The organism is Rhodococcus qingshengii JCM 15477, assembly GCF_023221595.1.
GTDB lineage: Bacteria > Actinomycetota > Actinomycetes > Mycobacteriales > Mycobacteriaceae > Rhodococcus_F > Rhodococcus_F qingshengii.
Genome location: NZ_CP096563.1, coordinates 4,574,739 through 4,590,978, shown reverse-complemented (window position 1 = coordinate 4,590,978; position 16,240 = coordinate 4,574,739). Strand labels below are relative to the sequence as shown.

General features: G+C 62.0%; 14 protein-coding genes and 1 tRNA gene. 8 read left to right on the top strand and 7 right to left on the bottom strand.

Annotation, left to right across the window (positions count from 1 at the left end; genetic code table 11):
• Positions 1-14: 14 nt before the first annotated feature.
• Complete coding sequence (locus M0639_RS20835; protein WP_231915085.1) at positions 15-1,400, top strand: glycoside hydrolase family 71 protein; 1,386 nt, start codon at positions 15-17, stop codon at positions 1,398-1,400.
• Here M0639_RS20835 and M0639_RS20830 read toward each other — a convergent pair whose 3' ends face one another.
• Complete coding sequence (locus M0639_RS20830) at positions 1,401-2,633, bottom strand: lipase family protein (protein WP_082238945.1); 1,233 nt, start codon at positions 2,631-2,633, stop codon at positions 1,401-1,403.
• Positions 2,630-4,468, bottom strand: coding sequence for a serine aminopeptidase domain-containing protein (locus M0639_RS20825; protein ID WP_197486231.1), 1,839 nt, complete (start codon positions 4,466-4,468; stop codon positions 2,630-2,632). The genes M0639_RS20830 and M0639_RS20825 overlap by 4 nt, the downstream gene beginning before the upstream one ends.
• A gap of 153 nt (positions 4,469-4,621) precedes the next feature.
• On the opposite strand from M0639_RS20825, the gene M0639_RS20820 reads away from it, so the two are divergent.
• Positions 4,622-5,866 carry a DUF7159 family protein gene (locus tag M0639_RS20820; RefSeq protein ID WP_058037258.1) on the top strand — a complete coding sequence of 415 codons (1,245 nt, stop codon included), beginning with the start codon at positions 4,622-4,624 and terminating at the stop codon, positions 5,864-5,866.
• Between the two features lie 15 nt (positions 5,867-5,881).
• On the opposite strand, the gene efeB is transcribed toward M0639_RS20820, so the two are convergent.
• Genes efeB through efeU form a run of 3 tightly spaced genes read right to left on the bottom strand, consistent with a single transcriptional unit; the run spans position 5,882 to position 9,210 of the window.
• Complete coding sequence (gene efeB / locus M0639_RS20815; protein ID WP_064075739.1) at positions 5,882-7,162, bottom strand: iron uptake transporter deferrochelatase/peroxidase subunit; 1,281 nt, start codon at positions 7,160-7,162, stop codon at positions 5,882-5,884.
• Positions 7,163-8,293, bottom strand: a complete 1,131-nt coding sequence (efeO, locus tag M0639_RS20810; protein WP_054827655.1) for an iron uptake system protein EfeO — start codon at positions 8,291-8,293, stop codon at positions 7,163-7,165.
• Between the two features lie 14 nt (positions 8,294-8,307).
• Positions 8,308-9,210: an iron uptake transporter permease EfeU gene (gene efeU / locus M0639_RS20805; protein ID WP_003946279.1), complete on the bottom strand. Its 903-nt coding sequence runs from the start codon at positions 9,208-9,210 to the stop codon at positions 8,308-8,310.
• A gap of 140 nt (positions 9,211-9,350) precedes the next feature.
• Here efeU and M0639_RS20800 point away from each other — a divergent pair, with 140 nt between their 5' ends.
• The 6 genes from M0639_RS20800 to M0639_RS20775 all read left to right on the top strand — a co-directional run bounded on the left by M0639_RS20800 (position 9,351) and on the right by M0639_RS20775 (position 14,025).
• On the top strand, positions 9,351-10,163 hold the full coding sequence (locus tag M0639_RS20800; RefSeq protein WP_134929873.1) for a lytic transglycosylase domain-containing protein: 813 nt from the start codon (positions 9,351-9,353) through the stop codon (positions 10,161-10,163).
• Between the two features lie 214 nt (positions 10,164-10,377).
• Positions 10,378-11,664, top strand: a complete 1,287-nt coding sequence (gene eno / locus M0639_RS20795) for a phosphopyruvate hydratase (RefSeq protein ID WP_003946309.1) — start codon at positions 10,378-10,380, stop codon at positions 11,662-11,664.
• Between the two features lie 176 nt (positions 11,665-11,840).
• The gene (locus tag M0639_RS20790; protein WP_231915084.1) at positions 11,841-12,410 is read left to right on the top strand and encodes an FtsB family cell division protein; all 570 of its coding nucleotides are present in this window, start codon (positions 11,841-11,843) and stop codon (positions 12,408-12,410) included.
• A complete protein-coding gene (locus M0639_RS20785) occupies positions 12,407-12,952 on the top strand; it encodes a DUF501 domain-containing protein (RefSeq protein WP_003946286.1) in 546 nt (181 codons plus the stop codon). Before M0639_RS20790 ends, M0639_RS20785 begins: the two co-directional genes overlap by 4 nt.
• Positions 12,949-13,914 (top strand): Ppx/GppA phosphatase family protein, encoded by a 966-nt coding sequence (locus tag M0639_RS20780; protein ID WP_064075741.1) that lies wholly within the window; start codon positions 12,949-12,951, stop codon positions 13,912-13,914. The genes M0639_RS20785 and M0639_RS20780 overlap by 4 nt, the downstream gene beginning before the upstream one ends.
• A gap of 34 nt (positions 13,915-13,948) precedes the next feature.
• Positions 13,949-14,025, top strand: a tRNA-Leu gene (locus M0639_RS20775).
• Positions 14,026-14,118: 93 nt separating this feature from the next.
• Here the strand turns inward: M0639_RS20775 and M0639_RS20770 are convergent.
• Positions 14,119-14,805, bottom strand: a complete 687-nt coding sequence (locus M0639_RS20770; protein WP_007728826.1) for a DUF8020 domain-containing protein — start codon at positions 14,803-14,805, stop codon at positions 14,119-14,121.
• A gap of 962 nt (positions 14,806-15,767) precedes the next feature.
• Positions 15,768-15,962 (bottom strand): hypothetical protein, encoded by a 195-nt coding sequence (locus M0639_RS20765; RefSeq protein WP_007728824.1) that lies wholly within the window; start codon positions 15,960-15,962, stop codon positions 15,768-15,770.
• Positions 15,963-16,240: the final 278 nt, after the last annotated feature.

Sequence of the window (16,240 nt, the reverse complement as noted above, 5' to 3'; positions counted from 1 at the left end):
GGGTTGACGCGGCGGTGTCATCACATCCCGCCGTCGAGCTTCCGGACAACGGACAGTCGACCGGCAAAATGGTCTTTGCGCACTACTTCCCGCCGTATCCCCTTTCGATCGACAACCTACCGTCGGGCGAAGACTATTACGCCACGCAGTATCTCAATCCGAACGGTGAACGAGGTTCATACGCCGCATTCGGAGGGTTTCTTCGAGACCGACCGCAACCACGGCCTGTTTCAGCTGACCCACAGTGGAGGCAGCGAGATCTCGAAGATGAAGTACGGCAGGCAATCGACGCGGGAATCAGTGGGTTCTCGGTTGACATTCTGACGAAGTCGTCGAACCCGTTGTGGTCTTCGTCCGTTCCGTCCCAACTTCTCGCCGCTTCGGCTGCGGTTGATCCTGCGTTCGAAATAATGCTGATGCCGGATATGAACGGCGAACTCGGCACATTGGACCCCGCGAATCTGGCAGGCGAGTTGTCGCGGTACGCGTCATCGCCGTCGGTTTTTCGATTGACGGACAACCGGGTGGTGATTTCGCCCTTTCTTGCCGAGAAACACGACCCGGCGTGGTGGTCGCAGTTTCTCGAAATCATGAAGGCCCGCTACGGGATCGAGGTGGCCTTCGTTCCACTCTTCCTGAACTCCACCACGAATATGGATTCATTCGCGTCGATAAGCTATGGAATGTCGACGTGGGGTGGACGTAACCCTTCCTTCAATCCAGTGACGGACACCGGGATCGGCTCGCCACTGGATCAGGTGAACCGAGCGCACGCTCTCGGCAAGATATGGATGCAGTCGGTCTCGTTCCAGGATGCGCGTCCCAGCCAATCGGTTTTCGACGAAGCGCAGAACACTGGGAATCTCCGAAACACCTGGCAGATTGCGCGCGAATCGGATAGCGAATGGGTGCAACTAATTTCGTGGAACGACTACAGCGAAGGTACGGCGTTTGCACCGAGCGAGGGGCACGGTCGTGCGCTGCTCGATTTGAACGCATATTTTGTCGACTGGTTCAAGACCGGAACGGCACCGGCGATTGCACGTGATATCGCGTACGTCACCTATCGGAACCAGCTGTCGTCCGCGCAACCCGCACTACCCTCGGTATCACCGATGATTCTGCGTGCGGGGTCGTCCCCGGTTCGCGACACGATCGAGGTTTTGACCTTCTTGGTCGAAGGTGCCGAAGTGAAAGTCACGGTCGGCGGTACGACGACCACGTGCAGTGCCGATACAGGGATGGACATCTGCACGGTTCCATCGGCGGTCGGCGCCGTCTCGGTCAGCGTGGTTCGAAACGGGGCGGAAGTGGCTTCGGCGAAGGCACATTCAGACGTCGTGTCCACTCCTGCGGTTCAGAACATGGAGTACCTGGTCGATTCGAGTTTTGGACGATAATCAGCAGTCCGACGGCGGTGACTCGCCTCTGAAGCGCGCTTGGAGCCAGACTGCGGTCTCGGACCCCGGATCCAGATTATTGTGAGTTTGGCCTGCCCTGACGATGTGCTGCACCGAATCGCCGAACGCACAGGCATTGTCGACGGCCTCTTGCACCCACTGTGGGCGGATCGTCTGATCAGCGTCGCCGTTGATGACCAAGAGTGGTCCTCCGGCCGGACGCTGCGGAAGGGCGATCGATATGAGCCAGTCGCGCAAGACTGCTCCGGCCTCGTCGGAGTTCGGCAGGGTATCGGCGGGATTCAGTCGTGATGCTTGTTCGCCGCGTTCTTTCAACACCGGACCCGCACATGCCAGCCACATCGCAGAGTTGCTCGCCAGCGCGCCGTGTAGGTAGTTGCCTGGATCGGTGCCGGGTCGAGCGATGGTCAGCCCAGATACTACGTACGACATCATGATCTGCTGTTCATGCGTCAGCCACTGCGACTGGGCCAAGTCGGCGAGCTTGGAAAGATCTGCCGCCGGAGCCAGCGCTACCGATCCGACAAAATTCAATTCGGGCGCGTAGAAACCGGACAACTCTGCCGCCGCCCATGTCGCCTGCCCGCCGATCGACACGCCGAGTCCTGCCCATTTCCCGGACGTGTCCGGGACCATTTCTCGCGCCGCGCGAACTCCGTCGATCAGGTTGAATGCGCTGGTGTTCGGATCGAGGTACGGGTTGATGCCGCCTGCCGGACCCAATCCTTGGTAGTCGGTCATGACTGCGACGAACCCAAGTTTCATCAAAGGGACGATCGTGCTCGCGTAACCCAGGAGATTCGGGTACATCGAAGGTCCGCACTCCGCAGTCACTCCCGTTGTGCCGTGACCGACGGTGACAACAGACCGCCCGCCGGGTGGTGGATCGCCTTCCGGAACGAAGACGACTCCAGACACGACCGTTGAGCTTCCGTCCATACCTGAAGTTGATCGGTACGTGATCTGGTGGGCAGTCGCGCCCACGTCGGCGATCAGTGGATCGATTTCGTCGAACGCGGACGCACTTTCCAGTTTGCCTCTGGCCGCGACGGCGTCGGCGCTGATCGAGGGAAGAGGTACGGACGTAGGAGTCGGTTTTGAGGGCCTTGTGTGGGCAGTGCAACCGGTCAGAAGCGCCACGGTTGTCGCTGCAACGACTACAAATACTTGGGACGACGTTGTAATTCCGTCCCGGGTAGACGTGCGCATCATGCTCCGAGTCGCTCCTGATCGCGCTTCGACACGGTGAGTTTTCGGTCTCCGAACGCATCGAGTGCAGAGGCAACTATCAACCGGCGGACGCGTTCTCGCGAACTGCGATGGAACAGGTTGTGATCGCCGGAGCCTGAGAACAAGACCTGTGGAGGATTCCTCGATCTCGAAAGACGCGCTATACCTCGTCGGCCTCTGTTCGCCTCGAACCACGCTTCGTCTTCCGGCGAGAGTGACACTGCAGTTTTTGTCCCGCGGCGGGTCAAGGTCCGAAGCATCGACTCGGGGGCATTGACCAATCCGAGGAAACCGAGACCGAGCCACACCGGGTAGGGGACGTACCGCTGAGCTCGTCGTCCGGAATTGCGAATTGTTCTGGCCACGAGGAAAATTCGGTTTGCAACGTCAGACTCCATTGCATCGACGTGTGCTTTCTTCACTGGTGGTCGGCGATTGTTGATCGACCAGTTCACTATGTTGAGAAGCACCACGGACCTTGCGCCGCGCTGGCTTGCTGCATAGGCGCCCATCCATGCGCCGGAACACATTCCGACGTGCATCCGGCGGGACGGCGGCACGTCGAGAGTGTCGACGAGATCCAACACATTGCGGCGCGCTTCCGGAGACACGATGGGCGTGCTCTCGTCGGTGCAGACCGTGCCGCTGTCTCCTGTGCCCATCCTGTCGAAGCGAATCGAGCGAATACCGTGCGAGGCGAGAGTTCGAGCGGACTCGACCCACAGTCTCGCCGGCCCGATCCGGTGCTCGTTCGCGGTGCTGTGAAAGATCGCTGTGGCAGCGTGGCTCGCGGTCGTGCGGGATGCGGTGGAGATTGCAAATAGTGATCCGGTGGACCGTCGTTCCAATATTTCCCAGACTTCTTCGCCGTCGTCAGCCGTCGCGACATGCGCCGCCGACGTGATCTCTGGATCGACGGAAGTCTTGTCCTCGCCGAATTGTCGCGACACCCAACTCGAAATCCGCTGTATGTCGTGCGTAGGCACCGAGAGTACGAAACTGCTGGGGGAAACGAACTGATTCTGGCGTTCGACGAATATGCGTTCAGCACCGGATCGCTCGAGCATCCGTACCACGCGGGGCGAATCAGCGAATTCAGGGCGAATCGCGGCGAGGACTTTTGTCGACGAACTCGGATCGAACGTGCTGAGGTCAAGTCCGGAAAGGTCATTCACCGCTGCGGAAGCCAGCAGGCCGCCGACGATCGATGTGCAATCGTCGTGGTGGGGGTCGTCGTCGACCGAAACGCGGTACAGCGACGTCAGTTCTCGAACATAGGCCCTACCGGATATGACCGGATCCCACAAGACCATCGCACGTAGGTCGCCAAGTGTATCTACGGTGGACGCGGCCAGTAGGGCCCCTGCACGCAAACCTGCGACGGCAACGGACTCGATACCTGTGCGCCGCACGTACGAAACGGCTGCTGTCACGCTGGCCTGCCAGTGCGCAACTGCTAGCGGGTCATCCTGCCGACCGGATGAATCTCCTTGTCCCTCATAGTCGAAACGAAGAGCGAGGAATCCGTGCTCGGCAAGTTCTTGGGCGAGTTGGCGCAGTCCCCGATAAGCGCTGATGTGTTCCTTCGCGAGGGGTGGACATATGACCACGGCACCACGCACGGCAGCATCCGACGGCAGGTGAACCGAGGCGAACAGTGCCCCATCACCAGGGCCCGGAATCCACGTGTCGATCGTGCGAATCCCGGTCGGTGTCTGGCGGTCGCGGAGGCGCCGGGTGGTGATCGCCAGCAGGGTGGGGTTGGGTGCGTGTAGTGCGGACATCACGGTTGTCATGTTGGCCATCGATTTGTTCAAGGACCTCTCCACACATTGATTCGGCCTGCCAGTTTCGCGTAGTTCTCCGGTTTCCAGAGGATCCGGTAAACTTCCCGCTACAGATAACATACCGCAAGTATGTTTTGCGGCGGATGAACAGTGCAAGAGTTGGATATGGGGGTGCGTACAGCGATGGATCCAGTGTTCGGTGCGTCGTTGGGCGCTGCCTCGGTTCGTATTGTTCGGGCCGACCCCCAGCCGGAAACCGGATCCACGAGCGGTCGATTCCTGACTCGGACTGTAGATGCATACGACGCCTCTCCGGTCCGGACAGCCGCGATTCACCTAGTTGCTGCGGTCCGCGGGGACACGTCACGGATGGTCATTTCGGTTCCCGACGAGCGGCAGAACGTAGCGCTCGAATCAGAACTGCGTGCCCGAGGTATCGAGGGCGTTGTCACGGTGCCGGAAGCGGTTGCCGTTGTCGCGTTGGTACGGACTTCGGGTGCGGCCGAAGGTTTTCGGTTACTTACAGTTCTCGATATCGGTCGAACCGGAGTGACTGTCTCGATGATCGAGATCGGGACCGCGACAACCATCGCGTCCACGCGGTCGACGGCACTCGCCGGTGACAGGCTCGACGGGGTTGTCGCGGAGTTACTTCCCGCAACCACTGTTGATGCAGCCCTCGACGCTGATTCAGCGTTCGACGCCCGCGAAGTCAAGGAGTATCTCGCCAGTGGCTCCCGTCGTGCGCAGGTGATGCCCGTTCCCGAATCCATGTGCATCCGTTTCGATTCGGTTGTCAAGCGTGAAGTCGAAGACACGCTGATGGTGATTCGAGAAGTTGCGGCACGCGCTCGGTGTGTCCCTGACGCTTTGGTTCTCGTCGGAGGAGGCGCCCGAATTTCACTGGTGGAGAAGATACTCGCGCGGGAGTTTTCGGTACCGGTGATCAGGCCGGCCGAGCCCGAGCTCGCCTCGGCCAAGGGCGCAGCATTGATAGCCGAGGTCTTACATCAGGAGCACCCCAGCTCGGAAGTCGCGGTTTCGGACGTCGCGGTTTCGGCAGTCTCCGACTCGGAAATCGCAACGGATACTGTAGAAATGTCTTCCGATCAGGCCGTGGTGCACAGCGTCGGTGAAACCGAAGAAGACACCGAATCGGATTCGCTACCTGCTGGTGGGCTTGGGAGGATGCAAATCCTTGTGGGCGTCGGGTTCTCGATGGTTGCGCTGACCAGCTTCCTCGCGTGGGCGGTGCTGCGCCCGTTTTCGGATCCTGCACAGGCGGAACCGCCGCAGGCGCAAACAACGGCAATTGTCGCGCCGGTACCTACCTCCGACTTGCTGCCGCCGACCACGACCAGAGCAATCGATCCACTGACCGAGCGGAATCGGGCACCGGTCAATTTGGTGCGTTCGTGGAGGTACTGAACACAGAGACTCGCGTCAGGTGAACAGTTGGGAACTCCAGTCCTTGCCGTCGGCGAGACCGCCGGGGCAAGCGAAGACCGCAGAACCGACGTGCTGGATGTATTCGTTCAGCGCATCGTGTCGTGAAAGGTTTTGCTGCATCGGAACAAACTGCTCGACCGGATTCCGGCAGTACGCAACGAAGAACAGTCCCGCGTCCAGGTGGCCGAAGCCATCGGAGCCGTCCGTGAAGTTGTATCCGCGGCGCAAGATCTGAATCCCACCGAGTTCCTCGGCAGAGGCCAGGCGCACGTGTGAATCCTCCGGGATGACGAAGTCGTGTCCCATTTTGGAATCGAGATCGAGCTCGTCGAACTCGTCCTTGCCGCCGAGCGGCGCTCCGCTGCGTTTGGAGCGGCCGATGACAGCTTCCTGTTCCTTGAGTACTGCGCGATCCCACTGCTCGATCAGCATGCGGATTCGTCTGGCGACGAGGAATGATCCGCCCGCCATCCAGGCCTGATCGTCAGTGGGATCAACCCAGACGTGCTGGGCGAGTGCGTTTGGATCTTCCGCCTTGATGTTGGCTGTTCCGTCCTTGAACCCGAACAGATTTCGTGGTGTCGCCTGCGTCGTCGAGGTCGAGGATGTTCGTCCGAACCCGAGTTGCGACCATTTGACCGACGCGGTCCCGAACGCGACTCGCGCGAGGTTGCGGATCGCATGGACGGCAACCTGGGGATCGTTGGCGCACGCTTGGATGGCGATGTCGCCCCCGCTCCGATTCGGGTCGAGGTTGTCCGCACGGAAGTGGGGGAGATCGAGCAGGGCAGCAGGTTTCTTGTCTGCGAGCCCGAAACGGTCGTCGAAAAGTGACGGTCCGAATCCGATGGTCAGGGTGAGTTGCGACGGCGCGAGATCGAGTGCCTCACCCGTATCGCTCGGTGGTGCATACGGACCGTCGCCGGTCGCTCCGTCTTCGGTTGCTTCCTGACCCGCCGTCATTCGTTCGGCCATCGCCGTCCACGTCTGCAGCAGCGTGATCAGTTCGTCGCGCGACTTCGTCGTCACATCGAAAGCGACGAAGTGCATACGATCCTGGGCCGGCGTCGTGATGCCTGCCTGATGCTCGCCGCGAAAGGCGACCACGTCTGCGTGATCGGCGCCGGAACTCTCGTCGGCGGTCACCCGCCCGATGACGGCACCGGCACCGGCCAGAACGGCGCCGGCCCCCACGGCGCCGAACAGTCGGCGTCGTGAGACTGCGTGCGGTGCTGCGTTTTCCGCAGCGGGTGTGCCTTCTGGTGAATCAGTCATCTACTGTCCCGCGACTACTTCCTGGACCTGGCTGACCTCGGCGGACAGTGCATCGATTTTACGCGAGAGTTCCTGACGCTGCGCCTCGGTGACGGTGTCGTAGTACACGAATCCGTCGCCGACCCGGAACTGCGCCAGCGCAGCGTCGAGGTCGGCGAATCGGTCAGCGATGCGCTGGGCGAGCTCGGGATTACGTTCCTGCAGAATCGGGTTCAGTGCCGCGATCGCCGCTTGCGAGCCGTCGACGTTGGCCTGGAAATCCCACAGGTCGGTGTGCGAGAAGATGTCTTCCTCGCCGGTGATCTTGGAAGTCGAGATCTCGTCGAGCAGTCCTTGGGCGTCGCCGGCGATCTTGGTTGGATCGATCGTGTAATCCTCGGCATTCAGCTGGTCGGCAAGATACTGAATGTCTTCGAGCAGTTGATCGGCGACCGCGTTGGTATCCGGCTGAAGCCCGGTCACCCACAAATCCTTCTCGAGGCGGTGGAATCCCGTCCAGACCTGACCGGGCTCCAGATCCGCTTCGCGCAGGTCCAGCTTGGGATCGAGTTCGCCGAAGCTCTCGGCTTCGGGTTCGATGCGCTCGTAGTAGGTACGTGCGATTGGGAAGAGTGCCTTCGCCTGGTCGACGTTGCCGGATTGGACGGCGGCGACGAACTGAGCAGCGGTGTCCTGCAGCGCGACGATCTGGCTGCGGATGTACCTCCGGTAGCCGTCGGCAGCTTCGGCGAGTTGGCCGCTCTCGTCGGTGGCCGCCTGCGAATCGCCCGTGACGACGAAGTCCTGACGGATGCCGGTTCCGACCATGCCCGGCTTGCACGCGAGTTGATAGGTCGCAGCCTCGGGGAGGGAGACGATCAGCTGCCGGGTAAGGCCGGGGCCGATGTTCTCGACTTCGCCCATCGCTCGATCGCCCTCGGCGAAGACGTAGAACTCGGTGACCTTCGAGCCGTTGTTCGTCACCTGGAACGTCGCACTGCCAGTGGTTCCAGTGGTGGCACTGACGTCACACGAATCGTCGGTGGCCGTGACGACGATGTCGCCGTCGCTCGCGGTCGTCTTCTCGGTGCATGCGGCGAGGGAGAAGGGAAGTACCGCGGCCGTGGCCAGTACGAGGGTGGATTTACGCATGTCGGCAATGCCTCTCAGGATTTTTCGGGAACGTGTGTGTCGTGCGCAGGCGGGGTTGTCGGTTCCGATGGGCTCGACGGAAGGGGACGTAGGAAGAGCGCGAGGACGACTACGAGGTAGACGACCCATGCGACGGCTTGCAGGACGGTCGGGTCCGGGCGGAAGTTGAAGATTCCGGCGAGGACGGTGCCGTACCAGGTCGACGGGTCGTAGCCGGGTGTCAGGTTGAACGCGAGATTCGAACCGCCCGGCAGGACGTTTCCGGTCTGCAGAGCGCGAACACCGTACGAGAGGATTCCGGCGGCTACGACGATGAGGAAGATCGCCGTGTACCGGAAGAAGGTCGTCAGGTTGAGACGGAGGGCGCCGAAGTACATGGCGACGGTCAAGACGGCGGCCAGGAGAATTCCGAGGAGCAGTCCGACCAACGGCCAGGAGCTGCCTGCGGTGTTCTCGGCGTAACCGACCATGAGCAACGCAGTCTCGACGCCTTCACGACCGACCGCGAAGAACGACAGCGACAAGATGGCGACGGGTCCGGCGATCAACGCCTTCTCCATCCCCGCTTTCAGATCTCCGGAAATGTTTTTGGCGGCCGTGCGCATCCACAGGACCATGATCGTGACGATGACGACGGCGATCAGGGAGGCAACGCCCGCGATGATCTCCGCGGTCAGGCCGTCGACCGTCGACGTTCCGTAGTGGATCGCGAAGAAGATGATCGCCACCATCGCGACGGCGATCGCGACGCCGAGCCACACCCATTTCAGTGCGTCCTTGCGCTGGGCCTTCACGAGGTAGGCGGCGAGAATCATCACCACGATGCCCGCTTCGAGGCCTTCGCGCAGACCGATCAGGCCACTGCCGAATAACTGGGTGGCAACTGATGGTGTGCTCGCGGCAGCGAGTACCGACACGGGCACGGGCGACTCCTGACTGAGTGAGTGCAACAGCTTCTGACGAACGCATGAGGCTAGGCCAGCCTTAACTCAGAAGAAGATACTCCATCATCGACGGCGAACCATGCTCTCACCTGTACTTTTGCTGTTCTTTACTAATGGATTCGGGAGTAGTTCACTCGCATGTGGATGATGGAGGGGTGTACCGAACTCCCGCAGCCCGCAGAAGTCCCCGGCGTCTCTCGCGAGCCGTAGCAGCAGTAGCTGCCGGAACAGCTTTGCTGGGCGCAGGCATCGTGGCGTGTGGATCGAACGAACCGAAAGTAGCCATTCCGGAGGGCATACCCCCAGGTACCGGCTCTCCGACGCCGCCGATCGACATCAATGCTCCCGGCCGCAGTGCTGATCAACTCGCCGACTGGGCAGCGGGATTGTCGGACGACATCGGGATCGGGACGACGGCACTCGAGGCCTACGGGTACGCCGCTGCGGTCATGGCCGAGACGCTTCCCGGCTGCGGAATCGGGTGGACAACTTTGGCCGGTATCGGCAGCGTCGAGAGCCGCCACGGGACCTACGACGGCTCGTCGGTCGACGCGTTCGGCCAGGTTGCTCCGATCATTCGGGGAATCCCTCTCGACGGTGGCCCGGGAGTTGCCGAGATCCCCGACACCGACGGCGGGGCGATGGACGGCGATCCAGTGCACGACCGTGCGATGGGGCCCATGCAGTTCATCCCCGAGACGTGGCTCAAATGGGGAGTCGACGCCAACGGCGACGGCCGGGTGGACCCCGACAACATCGACGACGCTGCCCTCACGGCCGCCCGCTACCTGTGTGCACGCGGGGGAGACCTCACTTCCGCTGCCGGATGGCAGCAGGCACTGATGGCGTACAACCTCTCGGGCGACTATCTCGCGCTCGTTCGTGATCGTGCGTCGGCGTATTCAGTCGGGGTACGGCCGGACTGACGGTGATCGATCCGCAGGTCGGACCCGTGACCGCGCGTCGATAAAGAAGCCTTCGGCCCGTGCGGTTAGGCTGTGTGCTGGCACTACAGAGGTGCTGGCACTGCAGAGGCCCAGCCGCGATCGTGGTCCTCTTTCGACCGGAGGGGTCGGAGCCCAAGTGTCAAGCACGCAGAGCGTGCCCCAATGCGAAGCCCATTCGAAGGAGAACCACACAGTGGCCAGTATTGAGCAGGTCGGAGCTCGCGAGATCCTTGATTCCCGTGGTAACCCCACGGTTGAGGTCGAGGTTCTGCTCGAAGACGGAAGTTTCGCCAGGGCTGCGGTGCCGTCCGGCGCTTCGACGGGTGAGCACGAAGCCGTCGAACTGCGCGACGGTGGCGCACGCTACGGCGGAAAGGGCGTCGAGAAGGCCGTGGAGGCTGTGCTCGGCGAGATCGCTCCTGCCATCATCGGCATCGACGCAACCGAGCAGCGCACGGTCGACCAGGCGCTGCTCGACGCGGACGGCACCCCGGACAAGTCGCGTCTCGGCGCAAACGCTCTGCTCGGTGCCTCGCTTGCCGTGGCTCGCGCCGCCGCCGAGTCCTCGGGCCTCGAGCTGTTCCGCTACGTCGGTGGCCCCAACGCTCACGTTCTCCCTGTCCCGATGATGAACATCCTCAACGGTGGCGCGCACGCAGACACCGGTGTCGACGTCCAGGAGTTCATGGTTGCTCCCATCGGCGCACCGAGCTTCAAGGAATCGCTGCGCTGGGGCGCCGAGGTCTACCACTCCCTGAAGTCGGTTCTCAAGGAGAAGGGCCTCTCCACCGGTCTCGGCGACGAAGGCGGATTCGCGCCCGACGTCGCAGGCACCAAGGAAGCACTCGACCTCATCACGATCGCCGTGAACAAGACCGGCCTCAAGCTGGGTACCGACGTCGCGCTCGCTCTCGACGTCGCTGCCACCGAGTTCTACACCGACGGCACCGGCTACAAGTTCGAGGGCAAGAACCGCACCGCGGCCGAGATGGCGGCGTTCTACGCCGAGCTCATCGACGCCTACCCGCTCGTTTCCATCGAGGATCCGCTCGACGAAGACGACTGGGACGGCTGGGTCGCACTCACCGATCAGATCGGCAACAAGATCCAGCTCGTCGGCGACGACCTCTTCGTCACCAACCCCGAGCGCCTCGAAGAAGGCATCGTCAAGGGTGCGGCCAACGCACTCCTGGTGAAGGTCAACCAGATCGGCACCCTGACCGAGACCCTCGACGCCGTCGATCTCGCTCACCGCAACGGCTACAAGACGATGATGAGCCACCGTTCCGGCGAGACCGAGGACACCACCATCGCCGACCTCGCGGTTGCCGTCGGCAGCGGCCAGATCAAGACCGGTGCTCCGGCACGCAGCGAGCGCGTTGCCAAGTACAACCAGCTGCTGCGCATCGAGGAAAACCTCGGCGACGCAGCACGTTACGCCGGCGAGGTTGCGTTCCCGCGCTTCGCTTTCGAGGCCTGACGGAAATCTAAGATTCAGTAGTGTCTGCACAGCGCGGTAAGCCACGATCCCCCGGCGGAAGTCCGGGGGGTCGTGGTTCCCGTCGTGGGGACACACCGTCGCGTGCGCGTCGGGACAGTGCCCGACGCCCACGCGTGTCGGAACCTTCGGTAGATCCGGAAGCAGTCGATTCCGCTGTGACAGACCCCGCGCAACCGGGGGTCTCCGCCGAGAAAGCGTCGGCGCGAGGGTCGAAGTCGGCCCTGGGGAAGAGCGGAACCAACAAGTTCTGGTCTCGGCTTCCGAAGTCGGACAACACCATTTTCGGCTTGTCCACCAGTCGGGCAGTTGTGCTCGCGATGGTTGTGCTCATGCTGGCGCTGACACTGGCAGTGCCGCTCCGTACTTACATCAGCCAGCGTTCGGATGCCGCGCAGGTGGCGGCGGAACGTCAGGTACTCGAGGAAGAGCTGCGAAAGCTGCAAGGGCAGAACGCGCGCTTCGACGACCCTGCGTACATCGAAGCTCTTGCACGAGAACGCCTTCGGTACGTCAAACCGGGCGAGACCCCGTTCCAGGTTCAGCTTCCCGGTGACTACAAGGAACCCGAGAAGAAGCAGGAAAAGGAAACACCGCTCACAGGCCCGTGGTATCGCGATCTGTGGCAAACGATTTCGGAACCGCCAGTGGTTCCCGAGACGACGACACCGGCCCCGATGCCGTTGGCGCCGATAGAGCCAGAAGAACAAGGAGTACCCACCGGGTGAGCAACACGTCCGAAAATTCCCCACAGGTTTCACAAGCGGATCTCGACGCCGTTGCCGCTCAATTGGGCCGTGAGCCACGCGGAGTGATCGAGATCGCGTACCGCAGCCCGGACGGTCAGCCGGGCGTGGTCAAGACCGCCCCCAAACTTCCGGACGGAACACCGTTCCCGACGTTGTACTACCTCACGGACCCGCGACTGACTGCCGAAGCGAGCCGTCAGGAATCCGCCGGCGTCATGCGTGAAATGACCGAACGCCTGACCCAGGATCCGGAACTTGCCGCGGCCTATCGACGGGCATACGAGTCGTACCTTGCCGAGCGGGACGCGATCGAATCTCTGGGAACCGACTTTGCCGGCGGTGGGATGCCGGATCGTGTCAAGTGCCTGCACGTGCTGATGGCACATTCGCTTGCCAAGGGACCCGGCGTCAATCCGCTCGGTGACGAGTCCGTCGCGTTGGCCGGTCACGGAAAGCTGCGCGGCACTGCAATTCCCGCGGACTGGCCTGGCATCGACGATGCCGACAACACCGACCGGTGACTCGCCGTGTCGCCGCAGTCGATTGCGGTACCAACTCCGTTCGACTGCTGATCGCGGACGTCGGCGCCGACGGTCGTCTGGTGGATGTCCGGCGCGAGATGCGCGTCGTGCGACTCGGTCAAGGTGTTGATGCGACAGGGACATTCGCGCCCGAGGCCATCGAACGCACCCGGGTCGCGCTGGTCGAGTACGCGTCGATGATCGCCGATGCCGGAGCAACCGCCGTTCGCATGGTCGCCACCTCGGCTACTCGCGACGCTGCGAATCGGGAAGAATTCTTCACGATGACGCGGGACGTGCTCGGCGCGGTGGTTCCCGGATCCGGAGCAGAGGTCATCACCGGCGACGAAGAGGCGCGCCTCTCGTTCAGCGGTGCTGTGGGAGAACTCGATCCGTCGGAGGGCCCCTTCGTGGTGGTCGATCTCGGCGGCGGATCCACCGAAGTTGTCCTCGGCGACACGTCGGGCGTCCAGGCTGCGTACTCCACCGACATCGGCTGTGTGCGCGTCACGGAGCGGTGCTTACCGTCGGATCCGCCTACAGCAGAGCAGGTTTCCGAGGCGACGGCTTTCGCGACCACGAAACTTGCCGAGGCGTTCGAGGCCGTACCCGTCGAGAAGGCGCACACGTGGGTGGGTGTCGCTGGAACCATGACGACGCTGGCCGCGATCGCGCAGGATCTTCCGGAGTACGACGCCGAGAAGGTGCACCTGTCGAGGATTTCGTTCAATCAACTGTTCGACGTGTGCGAGCGTCTCATTGCTATGCCTCGGGTTGATCGTGCTGCCTTCGGCCCGATGCATCCGGGGCGGGTGGACGTCATCGGCGGCGGAGCGATCATCACCACGGTGCTGGCTCAAGCGTTCGAAGCCAAAGCCGGGATCACCGAACTGGTTGTCAGCGAACACGACATACTCGACGGCATCGCGATGTCGGTAGCTCAGACCGACCCGATAGTCTGATCCCTGCCGCACCCGACCCGTCGGGTGCGGCAAGGCCCCCATAGCCCAATTGGCAGAGGCAACGGACTTAAAATCCGTCAAGTGTCGGTTCGAGTCCGACTGGGGGCACCACGTAGATCCTCCTGCACATTGAATCGAAAAACCCCGCTCGTCCTCTTCGGACGGGCGGGGTTTTCCGTGGAGCAGTGACTGACCACCACGTGGCTACTGAGCCCAGACGGTCGTCCCTGCAGGAGCATTCAGCGTGTTGACGAGATCGATGCCGGCTACGACAGCCGCGCCGCCGCCGCCGAGGATCGTTCCGGCGACACCGCCGATTCCGGCGCCTGTTGCGAGGCCACCCAGGCACAGTGCCGCGGCGACGGGGAGTCCGACGATGGTCAAGCCCAGCGGAGCGCCGACAGCGCAACCGATTCCGGCGCCGACGATGGTGCCGAGCAGGCTGCCGACCTGAGTGCCGAGTCCGAGTTGGCTCTGGAAGTGCGCAATCGCCCGATCATTCTCCTCGGGCGAGGCGACGGGCGTCCATTCCTTTGCCGCAGGCGCACTCTCGGGTCGAGGTGTTGCCTTCGCAGAATCGGTGATCGGTGTCAGCGTGAGGGTCTTACCGTCTTCACTGATCGTGCGATCGAAGGGGAACTGTAGATCCCCGAGGTTGTATGCGAGAGGCAGGGAAACAAGGTCGGCTCCCTTGCTGTCCTGCAAGACGACGGACTTGCCGTCGCCGGACACCTTGAACAGCCCGGCGTCGATGGTGGTGACGATCGACTTGTCGACGACCTTCGCTTCGTAATTCACGTCGGTCGACGGATCAGCTGATGCGATCCCTGTTGATGCTCCGACTGCAGCGACCGCTAGAGCAGTCACAGCCGCCTTCTTGAAGAAACCCATAGTTCAACCCCGTGTTCGCCTGCGTGTGCTCGCAGAAATTCGACAACTTCGGACATTGGTAAACCCCCGACAAAGCCTTCGTATTAAAGCAGACCGAAGTGACGGAAGGGATAGTTGCGCTCGGGCCGACCGGAAGCGGCCGGTGTAATCGAATGTGCAGCGTGCAGTATCAAGTTGTCGAACATGTGTGCGAAAATGTGGAGATGCGGTTGACCGAGCAATCCCCGGACTGCTGCCCCAATGGACACCGGCTCACGGCGAACACATGCCTTGTCGGTTGGGAGGTCTGCGGGTGTGCCTCGGCGGAGAATGGCGGACACAGGACCCATTACTGCAGGCGATGTGGTGAAACTGTCCGGACGCCGGAGTGTGTCGGCGTGAATCCGCAGAAAAGTCGGTGGAGTTGAAGTGCTGTTACGTTGTGTTTCAAAGAGATTGGCGAGAGCCTCACCCGGCGGATCGGTGCCGGGTGAGGCTTGTGGATCAGGTAGGCGGCGCGACGGGTGCGTCGCTGCTTCCTCCCGAGCTCCCGCTCGACGAGCCGGTGCCGAACAGTAGGCCGAAGAAGCCGGAGATTGCGCCGAAGAAATCGAACATGGGCGAGCCTTTCGCGAGGACGAATGCGGTCACGACAAGTGGCCGACTTGTGGTGGTGTTCAGAGAAGTTCCGTCGACATTGACGGCAAAGGCGTCGGACGAAGGCCGACTGCCGGATGAAATGTACGATTCGCCCCGGTTTGATACAAGTCTTTCCCGAGTAACAGTTACTTGAGGCTTAAATTATCGGGGGTGCCTGCCTGATCTGGGGTGCCTGCCTGATCTGGGGTGCCCTGCCTGCTTGGGTGGGGCAACCAGGCAGGGCAGTGGTTGGCCGTCCCTCTCAATACCGACCTACGGCGAACCATCGGCGTTGAAACTACCCACAGTTCGTGACGTGCGCCACTTACGTACCGGTACCTTCGTTAGCCGAGGTCGGACGTTGCGGCGAAGGCGGTCGTCGACGTCCCCGCGGGGACGTGGTTCATCGAGAAATCGCGGTCCCGATCAGGGTTGACGACGCTTGCCAACAGGAGCATGGCGGCGACAAAGAGAACTCCTGCGGCGAGGTAGGCGATTCTCACGGGCAGGCGCGGGCGTCGATCTGAATTCGTGGACATTCACGTTCTCCATCGGTGCATGTTGGACGAACGCCTAGTTTAACGATCAACTAATGAAAGGGTGCGAACAGTGACGCAAGATACGAAAAGGCCCTCGATCTCGGGGGAAATCGAGGGCCTTTCCGGTCGAACGTCGGCGCCGCCAAGCACATAGCGTCACCGACCCACTATCGGTGTCGAGCGTGACCCCTCATGTCCGACCCCACTTCTCGACACTATCCAGTAACTTGCGACATTGTGGATGATTCGGACATTGTCGTTCGGATGGGGGAGATCGC